Origin of the sequence: Variovorax sp. V93 (genome assembly GCF_041154485.1) — a bacterium.
In the GTDB taxonomy this organism is placed as follows: Bacteria; Pseudomonadota; Gammaproteobacteria; order Burkholderiales; family Burkholderiaceae_C; genus Variovorax; species Variovorax beijingensis_A.
Genome location: NZ_AP028669.1, coordinates 1,767,497 through 1,781,301, shown reverse-complemented (window position 1 = coordinate 1,781,301; position 13,805 = coordinate 1,767,497). Strand labels below are relative to the sequence as shown.

The 13,805-nt window shown below is 68.2% G+C and carries 12 protein-coding genes; 4 read left to right on the top strand and 8 right to left on the bottom strand.

From position 1 onward, the window contains the following. Window positions 1-31: 31 nt before the first annotated feature. From ACAM54_RS08385 to ACAM54_RS08355, 7 genes are all read right to left on the bottom strand, one after another. The gene (locus tag ACAM54_RS08385) at window positions 32-1,504 is read right to left on the bottom strand and encodes a M81 family metallopeptidase (RefSeq protein WP_209534887.1); all 1,473 of its coding nucleotides are present in this window, start codon (window positions 1,502-1,504) and stop codon (window positions 32-34) included. Beyond that, window positions 1,501-2,757: a Zn-dependent hydrolase gene (locus ACAM54_RS08380; protein ID WP_369650424.1), complete on the bottom strand. Its 1,257-nt coding sequence runs from the start codon at window positions 2,755-2,757 to the stop codon at window positions 1,501-1,503. Before ACAM54_RS08380 ends, ACAM54_RS08385 begins: the two co-directional genes overlap by 4 nt. 34 nt (window positions 2,758-2,791) lie before the next feature. Further along, window positions 2,792-3,505 carry an ABC transporter ATP-binding protein gene (locus tag ACAM54_RS08375; RefSeq protein ID WP_309932868.1) on the bottom strand — a complete coding sequence of 238 codons (714 nt, stop codon included), beginning with the start codon at window positions 3,503-3,505 and terminating at the stop codon, window positions 2,792-2,794. Beyond that, window positions 3,502-4,269 carry an ABC transporter ATP-binding protein gene (locus ACAM54_RS08370; RefSeq protein ID WP_309924835.1) on the bottom strand — a complete coding sequence of 256 codons (768 nt, stop codon included), beginning with the start codon at window positions 4,267-4,269 and terminating at the stop codon, window positions 3,502-3,504. The genes ACAM54_RS08375 and ACAM54_RS08370 overlap by 4 nt, the downstream gene beginning before the upstream one ends. After that, window positions 4,266-5,225 (bottom strand): branched-chain amino acid ABC transporter permease, encoded by a 960-nt coding sequence (locus ACAM54_RS08365; RefSeq protein WP_369650423.1) that lies wholly within the window; start codon window positions 5,223-5,225, stop codon window positions 4,266-4,268. The genes ACAM54_RS08370 and ACAM54_RS08365 overlap by 4 nt, the downstream gene beginning before the upstream one ends. Window positions 5,226-5,233: 8 nt before the next feature. Continuing rightward, on the bottom strand, window positions 5,234-6,094 hold the full coding sequence (locus tag ACAM54_RS08360) for a branched-chain amino acid ABC transporter permease (protein WP_145741744.1): 861 nt from the start codon (window positions 6,092-6,094) through the stop codon (window positions 5,234-5,236). A 126-nt stretch (window positions 6,095-6,220) separates the two neighbouring features. Beyond that, window positions 6,221-7,426, bottom strand: coding sequence for an ABC transporter substrate-binding protein (locus ACAM54_RS08355; RefSeq protein ID WP_369650422.1), 1,206 nt, complete (start codon window positions 7,424-7,426; stop codon window positions 6,221-6,223). A gap of 187 nt (window positions 7,427-7,613) precedes the next feature. Here ACAM54_RS08355 and ACAM54_RS08350 point away from each other — a divergent pair, with 187 nt between their 5' ends. Then, window positions 7,614-8,399, top strand: a complete 786-nt coding sequence (locus ACAM54_RS08350; RefSeq protein ID WP_192325055.1) for a FadR/GntR family transcriptional regulator — start codon at window positions 7,614-7,616, stop codon at window positions 8,397-8,399. A gap of 276 nt (window positions 8,400-8,675) precedes the next feature. Here ACAM54_RS08350 and ACAM54_RS08345 read toward each other — a convergent pair whose 3' ends face one another. After that, window positions 8,676-9,623 (bottom strand): LysR family transcriptional regulator, encoded by a 948-nt coding sequence (locus ACAM54_RS08345; RefSeq protein ID WP_369650421.1) that lies wholly within the window; start codon window positions 9,621-9,623, stop codon window positions 8,676-8,678. Between the two features lie 107 nt (window positions 9,624-9,730). On the opposite strand from ACAM54_RS08345, the gene ACAM54_RS08340 reads away from it, so the two are divergent. From ACAM54_RS08340 to ACAM54_RS08330, 3 genes are all read left to right on the top strand, one after another. Next, complete coding sequence (locus ACAM54_RS08340; RefSeq protein WP_369650420.1) at window positions 9,731-11,086, top strand: aspartate aminotransferase family protein; 1,356 nt, start codon at window positions 9,731-9,733, stop codon at window positions 11,084-11,086. Between the two features lie 65 nt (window positions 11,087-11,151). Further along, window positions 11,152-12,267, top strand: coding sequence for a substrate-binding domain-containing protein (locus ACAM54_RS08335; RefSeq protein ID WP_369650419.1), 1,116 nt, complete (start codon window positions 11,152-11,154; stop codon window positions 12,265-12,267). A gap of 36 nt (window positions 12,268-12,303) precedes the next feature. Then, window positions 12,304-13,743: an MFS transporter gene (locus ACAM54_RS08330; RefSeq protein WP_369650418.1), complete on the top strand. Its 1,440-nt coding sequence runs from the start codon at window positions 12,304-12,306 to the stop codon at window positions 13,741-13,743. Window positions 13,744-13,805: the final 62 nt, after the last annotated feature.

The following is a 13,805-nucleotide window of genomic DNA, read 5'->3' as shown; positions in this document are numbered from 1 at the left end:
TTCTTGCATAGGTAGGCCCGCCACCTTCGGCTCAGATCGCGTCGAGTGGAAACACCGGCCTGCGGACCCGGGAAAACGGGAACAGGCCGTAGTCCGAACTGGTCACGCCCGGGCTGTCGCACTCGATTAGCGCGGCGGAAAGCGGCTCGAACACCGGCCGGCAGTACATGCGCGACTTGAGCAGCAAAAAACGTTCCTTGCGCGGATCGAGCCCCGCGCATTCGAACACGCCGATGTCCCAGGGCTCCTGCGTGCGCTCGGTCACCACGATGCGCGCCGGCCCGATGTCGAACAGCACCGTGCGGCCCATGCTGCTGCGCTGGCCGGTGTAGGTGGGGCCGGTGATCACGTATTCGCCGTTGCCGATGGTGCGAACCGTGCCGGTCAGCGTCACGGGCTTCTTCGACAGGCCGATGCCTGCCAGCGACACCTTGTTGCCGAGCGCCACTGTCACCTTGGCGCCCTCGCCCGCCGCAACCAGCGCGGCCACCGCCTCGGGGTCGCACAGCGGCCCCACGCCGATGCCGTCGAGCCCCTGCGCCAGCGCCTCCTGCAGCACGTCCATGGTGTCGCAGCTGCCGCCCGACATGCAGTTGTCGCCATGGTCGAGCAGCAGCACCGGGCGCGTCGCGCCGCCGGCGATGGCCTTGGCCCGCGCGATCGACTCGGCCAGCGGCTCGCTGCGGTAGATGAACGCCTCGCGCTCGTCCCACATCTGCCTGGCGATCCGGTCGGCCGTGGCCTGCGCGCGCTCGGGCGATTCGGCATCGACCACCACCACGCTCATGCAGGGTGCCTCGATGTCCGACAGCGAGAAGCCGGCAAAGATCGACGCCGCAAGCGACTCCGATGCTTCGGCCGCGCGCGCCGCCTCGATGGCGCGCTGCATCGCGCCGGTGAACGAGGCGCTGCGCAGCGTGTGCGCCATCAGCGGCAGCGGGTGCCAGCGCATCGCCGGCCTGCTGCGCCCCGCGAGCAGGTCGAACAGCAGGCGGCCGGCATGCTCGCCGGTTTCGTACATATCGACGTGCGGATAAGTCTTGAAGCCGACGATCACATCGGCATTGCCGACCATCGCGGGCGTGACGTTGGCATGCAGGTCGAGCGCCACGCCAATGGGCACGCCGGGTGCCGCGGCGCGCAGCCGCAGCAGCAGGTCGCCTTCGCCGTCGGCGCTGTTCTGCGCCACCATCGCGCCGTGCAGGTCGAGCAGGATGGCGTCGCAGCCCGGCGCCGAATCGACGATGCACTGCGTGAGCGTGGTGTAGGCCCCGGCATCGACCGGCCCGCTCGGATTGGCCGAGGCCGACACCGGCGTGACCAGCGTCGCGCCGGCCTGCTCGGCCAGGTCGATGAAGGCGGACATCGCGGTGCGCATGCCCTTGTTGTCGCGATAGGCCTGCTCGCCGAACGTCGGGCCGTCAGGGCCGAAGGCCGCGAGCGGCGTGGGCACCGGCGAGAAGGTGTTGGTCTCGTGGTTGAGCCGCGCAATCAGCACCTTCATGACGACGCGACTCCCGCGCTTTGCAGCATCGCCTGCAGCAGCACATTGCAGCCGGCCTCGAGATGGCCGGGCTGCGCATCCTCGATCTCGTTGTGGCTGATGCCATCGAGGCAGGGCACGAAGATCATGGCCGTGGGACACACGCGCGCGAGGTAGACCGCATCGTGGCCCGCGCCGCTGATCACGTTCATCCAGGTCATGCCCTGCGCCTGCGCGGCCTCTCGAATGGCCGACACCAGCGCGGGCGTGAAAGGCTGCGGGGGGAAGTAGACGACCTGCTCCACCGTGGCCTCGACCTTGCCCTTGGCGGCGATGCGCTGCACCGCCTCCTTCAGCTCGGCGTCCATGGCCGACAGCACCACGTCGTCGGCCGCGCGCAGGTCGACGCTGAGCTTCACGCGGCCCGGGATCACGTTGCGCGAATTCGGATAGTTGTCGATCCAGCCCACGGTGCCGCGCGCATGCGGCGCATGGGCCAGCGCGATGCGGTTGACCTCGATCACCAGTTCGGAGGCCGCGAGCAGCGCGTCCTTGCGCAGCTCCATGGGCGTGGGGCCGGCATGCGCTTCCATGCCCTGCAGCACCACGTCGTACCAGCGCTGGCCGAGCGCGCCCTCGACCACGCCGATCACGCGCTCGTTGGCCTCGAGCACCGGCCCCTGCTCGATGTGCGCCTCGAAATACGCACCCACGGGCGACGCCGCGGCCGAGGCCGGCGCGCTGCCCGCATAGCCGATGGAAGCCAGCGCCTCCGCCACGCTGATGCCGTCGTTGTCGCGCTGCGCCAGCGCATGCTCGAGCGTGAAGGCATCGGCGAACACGCCCGAGCCCATCATCACGGGCACGAAGCGCGAGCCCTCCTCGTTGGTCCACACGGCAATCTCCAGCGGTGCCTCGGTGACGACCCTGGCATCGTTGAGGCTGCGGATCACTTCAAGCCCGGCCAGCACGCCATAGTTGCCATCGAACTTGCCGCCCGTGGGCTGGGTGTCGATGTGGCTGCCGGTGACTACCGGCGGGCGCGTGTTGTCGCGGCCGGCGCGGCGCGCAAAGATGTTGCCGATCCGGTCGACGCGCACCTCGCAGCCGGCTTCGCGCGCCCAGCGGGTGAAGAGATCGCGGCCCTGGCGGTCGAGATCGGTCAGCGCGATGCGGCAGACGCCGCCCTTCTCGGTGGCGCCGAGCTTCGCCAGTTCCATCAGCGAGTTCCAGAGGCGCTCGCCGTTGATGCGCAGTTGGGTGGGTGAGTTCATGGCTTTGCAAAAAGAAGAAGGAATGCGCGAAGCCTCAAGCAAGGCCCACGCCCAGGTAACGGTCTTTCACATCGTGGTCGGCCATGAAGGCGGCGTTGCCGGCCTCGTGCACGATCACGCCCTGCTCCAGGATGTAGTGGCGGTCGGCCAGCTGCACGCAGACTTCCAGGTTCTGCTCGACCAGCAGGATGGCCACGCCGGCCGCCTTGATGGTCTTCAGTTGCGCGACGATTTCCTCCACGATGACCGGCGCGAGCCCTTCGACCGGCTCGTCCAGGATCAGCAGCCGCGGATGGTTCATGAGCGCGCGGCCGATGGCCAGCATCTGCTGCTCGCCGCCCGAGAGCTGGCCGCCGCCATTGCGGCGCCGCTCCTTCAGGCGCGGGAAGATGCGGTAGATGTCGCCCAGCTGCCAGGGCGAATCGCGGCGCTGGCCGAGCAGCAGGTTTTCTTCGACCGTGAGCAGCTTGAAGACGCCGCGGTGCTCGGGCACCAGGCACACGCCGCGCGTGGCGATGCGGTGCGGCGGCAGGCCCGCAATGTCCGCGCCCTGGAAGCGCACGCAGCCGCCGGTGGGCACGACCGCTCCGGCAATGCTCTTGAGCGTGGTCGACTTGCCCGCGCCGTTGCGGCCCAGCAGCGTGACCAGTTCGGCCTCGCCCACCGTCATCGACACGCCCTGCAGCACGTGGCTCTTGCCGTAGTGCGCGTGCAGTCCTTCGACTTCGAGGATGTTCTTCCCGCTCATGCCTTGCCGCCCGTGATCATGTTGCCCAGGTAGGCCGTGCGCACGCGCGCATCGGACCGGATGTCGCCCGGCAGCCCCTCGGCCAGCACGCGGCCCAGCTGCATCACGGTGACGGTGTCGGAAATGTCCATCACGATGTTCATGTTGTGCTCGATCAGCACCACGGTGTGCGCATCGCGCAGGCCGCGGATCAGCCGCTTCATGTCGTCGAGGTCGTCGATGCCCATGCCCGAGGTCGGTTCGTCGAGGAAGATGGCCTTGGGCTTCGCGGCGAGCGCCATGCCCACCTCCAGGCGGCGCTGCTGCCCGTGCGACAGCTCGCTCGCCGGCACGTCGGCCAGCCGCTGCAGGCCCACGCGCTCCAGCACCTCGGCCACGGTTTCCGCGCAAGCGCGTTCGCCGACCGGCGCGCGCCAGCAGTTCATGGCCTGGCGCGGCGCGATGCCCTGCGCCGCCACGCGCAGGTTCTCGCGCACCGGAAGACTCGCGAACAGGCTGGTCACCTGGAACGAACGCGCCATGCCGCGCTGCACGCGCTTGTGGTCGGGCTCGTGCGTCACGTCGTGGCCGTCGAACAGGATGCGGCCGCCCGTGGTGGTGCCGGTGCCCGTGAGCATGTGGAACAGCGTGGTCTTGCCGGCGCCGTTCGGGCCGATCACCGAGTGCACGGTGTTGCGCTTGATCTTCAGGTCGACCCCGCCGAGCGCGGCGAACTTGCCGTAGTGCTTGGTGACGCCGATGGCTTCGATGAGGATGTCGCTCATGCCTGTTCTCCTTGCACGGCCGGCGCCCTGGTGGCGGCCGGCGCCTTGCGGAACACGCGCCGCCATGCGCTTTCGCCCAGGCCCCAGAGGCCGCGCTGCATGCCGATGCTCACGCCGATCAACAGGAGCCCCAGCAACAGCAGCCACCGCGGCCACAGCGTGGAGAGCCAGTCGGCCAGCAGCACATAGAAGGCCGAGCCCAGCACCGAGGCAAACAGGTTGCCGGTGCCGCCGATCACGGTGATGACCAGGATCATCTCGCTCGTGTGGTATTCGGCATTCGACAGCGGCGCGATGCCGGTCATCATGGCGTGCAGGCCGCCCGCCAGGCCGGTGACGGCGCCCGAGATCACGAAGGCCAGCAGCTTGAAGCGCTTGAGGTCGTAGCCCACCGCGGCGGCGCGGTCCTCGTTGTCGCGAATGGCCAGCAGCGTGCGGCCGAACACCGAATCGGTCACGCGCAGCAGCAGGCCGAAGGCGATGAGGAACATCACGGCCACGAAGGCGTAGTACTTCCAGGGCGTGTCCATGAAGGCGGGGCGCGGCACATCGAGCAGCCCGTTGTCGCCGCCGGTGAGCCCCGAAGCGGTGTAGGCCACGAAATAGAACATCTGCGCGAAGGCCAGCGTGAGCATCACGAAGTAGGTGCCGCGCTGGCGGATCGCGACCCAGCCGACCACCGCCGCACCGAGCGCGCCCATGGCGATGGCCGCAAGCAAGGCAAGCGGCATCGGCAGCGAAAACCGCGTGAGCAGGATCGCGATGGTGTAGCTGCCCAGCCCGAAGAAGATGCCCTGCCCGAACGACAGCAGCCCCGTGTAGCCCAGCAGCAGGTTGCAGCCCAGGGCGGCGAGCGCGTAGATGAGCACTTCGCTCGCGAGCGAACCCGAGCGCAGCACCAGCGGCAGGCCCAGTGCGACGACGAGCGCCAGCAGGAACGTGGTTTTCTTGGTCATGGCGACGTTCATCCTCTGCGGCCAAGCAGGCCATGCGGGCGCAGCAGCAGCACGGCTGCCATCGCGATATAGATCATCAGGCTCGCGCCCGGCGGCCAGATGGTGCTCATGAGGCTCTGCACGATGCCGATCAAGAGGCCGCCGACCAGCGCGCCGCCGAAGCTGCCGAGCCCGCCGATCACCACCACCACGAAAGCGACGCCGAGTGCCTCGACACCCATGAAAGGCTCCGCCCCGCGGATCGGCGCGGCCAGCACACCGGCCAGCGCCGCGGTGGCCGCGCCCAGCGCAAACACCAGGCTGAACACGCGGAACACATTGATGCCGAGCAGCGACACCATCTCGGTCGATTCGCTGCCCGCGCGCACCGCGCTGCCCAGGCGCGTGCCTTCGAGCACCCACCACAGCAGCACCGCCAGCACGGCCGTGAAGCCGATCACGAACAGCCGGTACTTGGGATAGATGAAGCTGCCCCACATCACCACGCCCTGCAGCAGGTCGGGCGTCGCCACGCTGTTGCCGAGCGGCCCCCAGAACACGATGACGATCTCCTGCACCGCAAGCGCAAGCCCCACGGTCACGAGAATGTGGAACTCGTGCGCCTTGGCATACACGCGGCGCAGCAGCAGCTTCTCGGCCAGCCAGCCGAGCGCGCCCACGAACAGCGGCACCAGCACCAGCGCGGCCCAGAAGTCGAGCCCCCACTGCATGGCCTGGAAGCACAGGTAGGCGCCCAGCAGGTAGAAGGCCCCGTGCGCGAAATTCACGAAGCGCAGCAGGCCGAACACGATGGACAAGCCAACGGCCAGCAGGAAATACAGCATGCCGATGCCGATTCCGTTGATGGTCTGGAGCAGGTAGACGGTCATAGGGGTGAGTAGTGGTGGCGCGGCCCTCCTCCCTTCCAGGAACACCGCGGAACCGGCTTTGCCGGGCCGCAGGTGTTGCCCCCTGCAAGGGGGTTGGAGGCCACACGCAGTGGGCAAGCCTGGGGGTTAGCCCAATTTGCAGCCGGTCTTGTCGACGGCAAGGAAGGACTTGCCCGAACTCACCACGTCCACATAGTCGGCCGCGTTCTTCATCTTCGACTTGGCCTTGCCCTTGAGCAGGTAGTAGTCCTTGACGACCTGGTGGTCGGCCTTGCGGATTTCTTCCGTGCCCGTGAGCCCCTCGTACTTCATGCCTTCGAGCGCCGCGATGACGGCCTTCTGGTCCACCGTGCCCGCCTTCACGATGCCGTCGATCAGGATCTTGGTGCAGACATACGAGCCCGCGAGGCTGTAGTTGGGCACGATCTTGAGCTTGTCGGCCGTGAGCTTCACCAGGTCCTTGTTGAGCGTCGTGTCGGCCGTGTGCCAGTATTGCGCGCCAAAGTAGACGCCATCGCACAGGTCGGCGCCCAGCTCGTCGAACTGCTCCAGGCCCGAGGCCCAGGCCATGAGGATCGTCATGTTCTTGTGCATGCCGAAGCTCACCGCCTGGCGCAGCGCGGCCGACGACTGCGCGCCGAAATTCAGCAGCAGCAGCACGTCGGGCTTCGCGGCCATGGCGTTGGTGAGATAGCCGCTGAACTCCTTCTCGTTGAGCGAGTGGTAGCTGTTGCCCACGTGCTCGATGCCCTTCTCCTGGAAGATGTTCTTCGCCGCGCCCAGGAGGCCTTCGCCGAACACATACTGCGGCGTGATGGTGTACCAGCGCCTGGCCTTCGGCATCGAGGCGATCAGCGGGCGCACCGTCTGCTCGATGGCGCCGAAGGTGGGCACCGACCAGCGGAAGGTGGCGGGGTTGCAGTCCTTGCCCGTGATCTCGTCGGCACCCGCGGTGGTGATGAAGATGCCGCCAGCCTTCTCGGCCTCCTTGCCCATGGCCAGCGCTTCCGACGACAGGATGCCGCCCGCGAAGAACTTGGCGCCCTGCTGCTGCGAGGCTTCCTGCACCTTGCGAACCGCGGTGGCCGGCTTGCCCTCGGTGTCGAGCACCGTGTAGGCCAGGGGCCGCTTGAGCACGCTGCCGTACTGCTCGATGGCCAGCTTCATGCCCAGGTCGGCGAACTTGCCGTTGGCGGCGAAGGCGCCCGACATCGGCACCGGGCAGCCGAAGCGGATCGCATCGGCCGATTGGGCGAAGGCGGCGCGGCCGGCCAGCAGGGAAGCGGGAGCGGCCGACAGGGCGGCGAGCTGAAGAAGGTGTCTGCGTTGCATGGAATTCTCCGGACGTGGGTGGGAGGTAAGAGAAAGGTGCTGCCTGAAGTCGGCAACGAATTTAAGCGGATAAATAGGATTAATATGCTGGTAAAAACCCGCTAGCAATGCCCGTGCCAAAATCCGGGAAGGCCCGGGCCCGATACCTGCTCAGAGCCCTTCATCACCCCGAAATGACCCTTTACGCATGAAATCGACGCAGGACGCCATGACCTTTGGACACACCCGTGCCAAACGGCAGAAGCTCTCTGACGTCATCGTCGAGGACGTCAAGCGCTGGATCGTTGCCGAGCGCAAGCAGCCCGGCGACCGGCTGCCGAACGAGAAGGAACTGATCGAGCTCTTCGGCTATTCGAAGAGCACGGTGCGCGAGGCGCTGAAGGCGTTGGAGGTGCGCGGGCTGGTTTCCATCCGCACCGGCCCCGGCGGCGGCGCCTACCTGCAGCAGGTGTCGGTCGACCATGCGTCGGAGCCGCTGCGCAATTTCCTGCACTTCCACCACCTGGACGGGCACCACATCTACCAGCTGCGCAAGGTGCTGGAGCCGGAGCTGGCCGTGAGCGTGGTGGGCAAGCTGACGCCCGAACATTTCGAGCGGCTCGAAGCCAACGTGCGCCTCTGCACGCTGGAGCCCACCAACGAGGAGGAGCTGCGCACGCAACGCGAGGCCGAGCTCGCGTTTCACACCATGCTGGCCGAGGCCTGCCCCAATCCGGTGCTGTCCTTCATGTGCCGCTTCCTCAACGACCTGCTGCGCGACCTGGTGGTCTACAAGAAGGCGCTGGATCATCACCACTTCGGCGAGGCCAACGTCGACTATCACACGCAGCTGCTGGCGGCCTATCGCCGGGAGGATGCAGACGAGGTGCGCCGGCTGATGGCCGAGCACATGGTCGATGCCGAGGCGCACATGCACGAGATGGAGGCGCACATCGGGGCGAAGCATCTGCTGCTGCCCAGTGGGCAGCGTTGATTTTTGGATCGCGGTTGTTCAGGGCGCGTGCACAGGCCACCGGGTACTCCTCTCCGCGAATGTCCCCCGGGCTTCGCCCTCCTCCTTTATTTCGCTGCGAGGAGCACCCGATGCCCTGTGCACGAGAGGCGCGGCTGTCGTGCCGGCTGATCACCCGCCGCTCTGACCAGCGATCACGTCGATGGGGTGCCTTGCGCAGCGAAATAAAGGAGGAGGCCGCAGGCCGGGGGACATTCGCGGAGCAAGGCACTCCGTCGGCGTGATCGCACCCCGGATTCAGGCATGCGCCTTCTCCAGGCACTCCTGAAACGCCAGCACCGCCCGTGAAGGCTTGGGCGAACGCCGCAGCAAACTCACGAACCGGCATGCGTAGCTGAAGCGCGCCGGCAGCACGGGCTTCATGAGCCCGCGCTGCTCGAACACTTGCGCGTAGTGGTCGGGCAGGAAACCGAGAAAACGCCCCGACAGAATCAGCGTCGCGATCGCCTCCTGGTCGAAGCCCGTGGCCTTGCGCGACAGCTTGGCGCGATGGCTCAGCTCCATGTTGGGCGAGTGGTAGCCCAGGCCCGCGAAGTGATGCTCGCGCAGCCTGGCCCAGGTGAGCTTGGCGTTGTTGCTGCCGAACAGCGGATGTCCCTTGCCGCAATACAGCAGCATCGTCTCGTCGAACAGGTCGGCGTACACCAGGCTCTTGGAGGCCCGGTGCGCCGGAATGATGCCGATCTGGAAATTGCCTTCGAGCACCCCCTGCTCGATGGCGTTGATCGAGCCCACGTGCACCGCCAGGTTCACTTCGGGCGCGATCTCCGTGAAGCGCGCAATGGCCTCGCCGATGCGCGCCTTCGGGTTGGTCGCCGTCTTGTCGAACAGCGCCACGTCGAGCTGGCCGCCCATGCGGTTGTGGATGTCGTCGATGCTGCCGCGAAAGGCATCGACCGAGGCCAGCAGTCGCAGCGTCTCGTCGTACACGCGCTGGCCCTCGGCCGTGAGCGCGAAACCCGCGCGGCCGCGCCGGCACAGCACGAGGCCGAGCCGCGTCTCCAGGTCTTTCACGTGCCGGCTCACGGTGGAGGTGCCGATGTTGAGCTCCAGCTCCGCCGCCGCCATGCCGCCGCAGTCGACCACGCTCTTGAACACCTTGAGCAGGCGCAGGTCCATGTCGCTGAGCTGCCCCAATACGGCGCGATTCCGGGCACTGTTCTGGGCTTTCGCCTTTACTTGCATAAAGTGTCAAGTGAACATTGATATTGCGCCATTCTCCACACTGAAGACCCTGCCAACAATCGGCACACCTCATCACCCTTCCGGAGCCCGCCTGCGCGGGAAGCGCCATGACCCTTGCAACGCCCGCCATCGAACCGACGCCCGCCCTGCGCACCGACGCCGCCTGGCTCGACGCGCACTGGATGCCCTACACCGGCAACCGCAACTTCAAGGCCGATCCGCGCATGATCGTGGAGGCCAGGGGCGCCTACTTCACCGATGGCGACGGCCGCAAGATCTTCGACGGCCTCTCCGGCCTGTGGTGCTCGGGCCTGGGCCACGGCCGCCCCGAGATCACCGAGGCGGTGAGCCGCCAGATCGCCAAGCTCGACTACTCGCCCGCCTTCCAGTTCGGCCATCCGCTCTCGTTCGAGCTGGCCAACAGGATCAAGGAGCTCACGCCCGCGGGCCTGGACTACGTGTTCTTCACCGGCTCGGGCTCCGAAGCGGCCGACACCTCGCTCAAGATGGCGCGCGCCTACTGGCGCACCAAGGGCCTCGCCAGCAAGACGCGCCTGATCGGCCGCGAGAAGGGCTACCACGGCGTCAACTACGGCGGCATCTCGGTGGGCGGCATCGCGGCCAACCGCAAGCTGTTCGGCCAGGCCGTGGAAGCGGACCACCTGCCGCACACGCAGCTCGCGAGCAACGCCTTCACGCGCGGCATGTCCGAGAACGGCGCCGAGCTGGCCGACCGCCTGCTCGACCTGATCGCGCTGCACGACGCCTCGAACATCGCGGCCGTGATCGTGGAGCCCTTCGCGGGTTCGGCCGGCGTGGTGATTCCGCCCAAGGGCTACCTGAAGCGCCTGCGCGACATCTGCACGGCCAACAACATCCTGCTGATCTTCGACGAGGTCATCACCGGCTTCGGCCGCTGCGGCGCGCTCACGGGCGCGGATGCCTTCGGCGTGACGCCCGACATCATGAACATCGCCAAGCAGGTGACCAACGGCGCGCAACCGCTGGGCGCGGTAATCGCCAGCAAGGAGATCTACGACACCTTCATGGCGGCGGGCGGGCCCGACTACATGCTCGAATTCCCGCACGGCTACACCTACGGCGCGCACCCGGTGGCCTGCGCCGCCGGCATCGCGGCGCTCGACGTGCTGCAGAAGGAAGACATGATCGGCCGCGTGCAGGCGCTCGCACCGCACTTCGAGAACGCCGTGCACAGCCTCAAGGGCAGCAAGCACGTGACGGACATCCGCAACTACGGCCTGGCCGCGGGCCTGACGATTGCCGCGCTGCCGGGCGAGCCGGCGCGCCGCCCCTACGAGATCGCGATGAACTGCTGGAAGAAGGGCTTCTACGTGCGCTACGGCGGCGACACGATCCAGCTCGCGCCGCCGTTCATTGCCGAGAAGGCCGAGATCGACCGCCTCGTCAACGCACTGGGCGACGCGCTCGCAGAGACGGCCTGACGCACGGCGGGCGGGCAATGGACGGCTCTGCATAATGAGCCGGCCTCCATTTCCCGCCAGCTCCCGTGCAACAGATCGATCTTTCCTACGCGATCCGGCCCCGCCGCAGCGGATCGCGGCAGATCCGCAATCCGCTGATGCAGATCCTGCAGGCGGTGCGCGAGCACGGCTCCATCTCGGGCGCGTCGCGCGCGCTCGACCTGTCCTATCGCCACGTGTGGGGCGAGCTCAAGCACTGGGAGCAGGCGCTCGGCCATCCGCTGATACAGGGCGAGCAGGGCCAGCGCGCGCAGCTTTCCGAATTCGGCGACAAGCTGCTGTGGGCCGAGCGCCAGGCCCAGGCCCGGCTGGCCCCGCAGATCGAGGCGCTGCACGCCGAACTCGAGCGCGCCTTTGCCCTCGCCTTCGACGACCGCACCCATGTGCTGAGCCTGCAGGCGAGCCACGACGACGCGCTCGCGCTGCTGCGCACGCATGCGGCGGGCACCGCGCAGCTGCACCTGGACATCCACTTCACCGGCAGCGTCGATGCGATCCGCGCGCTCAACCAGGGCCGCTGCGTGATGGCGGGCTTCCACACGCTGGAGCACCCGCCGCGCGGCTCGCTGGCGCAGCGCACCTACCAGCCGCTGCTCAAGCCCGGGCAGCACAAGCTGATCGGATTCGCGCGGCGCACGCAGGGCCTGCTCGTGGCGCCGGGCAACCCGCTCAACCTGCGCTCGCTGGCCGACGCGGCGCGGCTGCGCGCGCGCTACGTCAACCGGGCGATCGGCACCGGCACGCGCCTGCTGCTGGACGAACTGCTGGCACAGGCCGGGCTCGATGCCGCCGCGCTCGCGGGCTACGAACGCAGCGAAACCTCGCATGCCGCGGTCGCGCATGCCGTGGCGTCCGGGCAGGCCGATGCGGGGCTCGGGCTCGAGTCGGCCGCGCACGCCGAAGGGCTCGACTTCGTGCCGCTGGTGCGGGAGCGTTACCACCTGGCCTGCCTCAAGTCGGCGCTCGACCAGCCCGCCACGCAGGCGCTGGTGGCGGTGCTGCGCAGCCCGAGCTGGCAGCACCTGCTGGAGACGCTGCCCGGCTATGAAGCCGCGGACAGCGGCGAAGTGCAGTCGCTGCGCGCGCTGCTGCCCTGGTGGACCTTCGCGCGCGAGAAGAAGAAGGCCCGCCACGGGCCTTGAAAAGGCGGTCCGGGCACATGGGTTAAGGTTGTGCCCATGACAGCTGCGGTGCACAGCGACATTCCCGCCCGTCTCGACCGCCTGCCCTGGTCGCGCTGGCACTGGCGCGTGGTGATTGCGCTCGGCGTGGCCTGGGTGCTCGACGGCCTCGAGGTGACGCTGGTCGGCTCGATCGGCGCCGTGCTCGAGCGGCCCGACACGCTGGGGCTCAGCGCCGGCGAGATCGGCTGGTCGGGCTCGGTCTACATCGCCGGGGCGGTGATCGGCGCCCTGCTCTTCGGCCGCCTGACCGACCGGCTCGGGCGCAAGAAGCTGTTCCTGGTTACGCTGGTGGTCTACACGCTGGGCACGCTGGCGACCGCGTTCTCGCCGAACTTCGCCTTCTTTGCGCTGTGCCGCTTCGTCACGGGCCTGGGCATCGGCGGCGAATACGCGGCCATCAACTCGGCCATCGACGAACTCATTCCGGCGCGGGTGCGCGGCCGCGTCAACCTCGCGATCAACGGCAGCTTCTGGATCGGCGCGGCGCTGGGGGCCGGCCTCAGCCTGGTGCTGCTCGATCCGCGCGTGATCGGCCCGGTGTGGGGCTGGCGCGCGGGTTTCGCGCTGGGCGCGATGCTGGCGGTGGCCATCCTGCTGGTGCGGCGCGACGTGCCCGAGAGCCCGCGCTGGCTGATGTCGCGCGGCCGCTCCGACGAGGCGCTGCGCATCGTCGAGACCATCGAGGCCGAGGTCCGCGCGCAGCACGGTCCGCTGGCGCTGGCGGAAGGCCGCGTGGCCTACGGCGGCGGGCACCACCGCAGCCCGTCGATGCGCGAGGTGGCGCACGTGCTGCTGCGCCGCTATCGCGCGCGCAGCGTGGTCGCGGTGGCGCTGATGGTTTCGCAGGCCTTCTTCTACAACGCGATCTTCTTCACCTACGCGCTGGTGCTCACGCGCTTCTACGGCGTGGCCGAGGACAACGTGGCGCTCTACATCTTTCCGTTCGCGCTTGGCAACGTGCTGGGGCCGCTGCTGCTGGGTCCGCTGTTCGACAGCGTGGGCCGGCGCAGGATGATCGCGCTGACCTACGTGCTCGCGGGCGTCGGGCTCGCGTTCACCGGCTGGGCCTTCATGATGGGCTGGCTCGACGCGCGCAGCCAGGCGCTGTGCTGGTCGGCGGTGTTCTTCCTGGCCTCGGCCGCGGCGAGTTCGGCCTACCTCACGGTCAGCGAAGTGTTCCCGCTCGAGATGCGCGCCATGGCCATCGCGATCTTCTACGCCATCGGCATGGGCGCGGGCGGCTTCGCGGCGCCCGTGCTGTTCGGCGTATTGATCGAGACCGGCAGCCGGGGCGCGGTGATGGTGGGCTACGCGATCGGCGCCACGCTGGTCATCGTCGCGGGGCTGCTGGCGCTGCGCTATGCGGCCGATGCGGAGTGCAAGCCGCTGGAGGAAGTGGCGCCGCCGCTGTCGTCGGACCCACACCCTCGCTGAGCCATTCGGGAAACACCGCGGAACCGGCTTCGCCGGGCCGCTGGTGTTGCCCCCTTGAGGGG

What these genes read in the sequence shown, in the direction of transcription:
- ACAM54_RS08385 (WP_209534887.1), bottom strand. Translation starts at nt 1,504, where the DNA reads ATGAAGGTGCTGATTGCGCGGCTCAACCACGAGACCAACACCTTCTCG.
- ACAM54_RS08380 (WP_369650424.1), bottom strand. Translation starts at nt 2,757, where the DNA reads ATGAACTCACCCACCCAACTGCGCATCAACGGCGAGCGCCTCTGGAAC.
- ACAM54_RS08375 (WP_309932868.1), bottom strand. Translation starts at nt 3,505, where the DNA reads ATGAGCGGGAAGAACATCCTCGAAGTCGAAGGACTGCACGCGCACTAC.
- ACAM54_RS08370 (WP_309924835.1), bottom strand. Translation starts at nt 4,269, where the DNA reads ATGAGCGACATCCTCATCGAAGCCATCGGCGTCACCAAGCACTACGGC.
- ACAM54_RS08365 (WP_369650423.1), bottom strand. Translation starts at nt 5,225, where the DNA reads ATGACCAAGAAAACCACGTTCCTGCTGGCGCTCGTCGTCGCACTGGGC.
- ACAM54_RS08360 (WP_145741744.1), bottom strand. Translation starts at nt 6,094, where the DNA reads ATGACCGTCTACCTGCTCCAGACCATCAACGGAATCGGCATCGGCATG.
- ACAM54_RS08355 (WP_369650422.1), bottom strand. Translation starts at nt 7,426, where the DNA reads ATGCAACGCAGACACCTTCTTCAGCTCGCCGCCCTGTCGGCCGCTCCC.
- ACAM54_RS08350 (WP_192325055.1), top strand. Translation starts at nt 7,614, where the DNA reads ATGAAATCGACGCAGGACGCCATGACCTTTGGACACACCCGTGCCAAA.
- ACAM54_RS08345 (WP_369650421.1), bottom strand. Translation starts at nt 9,623, where the DNA reads ATGCAAGTAAAGGCGAAAGCCCAGAACAGTGCCCGGAATCGCGCCGTA.
- ACAM54_RS08340 (WP_369650420.1), top strand. Translation starts at nt 9,731, where the DNA reads ATGACCCTTGCAACGCCCGCCATCGAACCGACGCCCGCCCTGCGCACC.
- ACAM54_RS08330 (WP_369650418.1), top strand. Translation starts at nt 12,304, where the DNA reads ATGACAGCTGCGGTGCACAGCGACATTCCCGCCCGTCTCGACCGCCTG.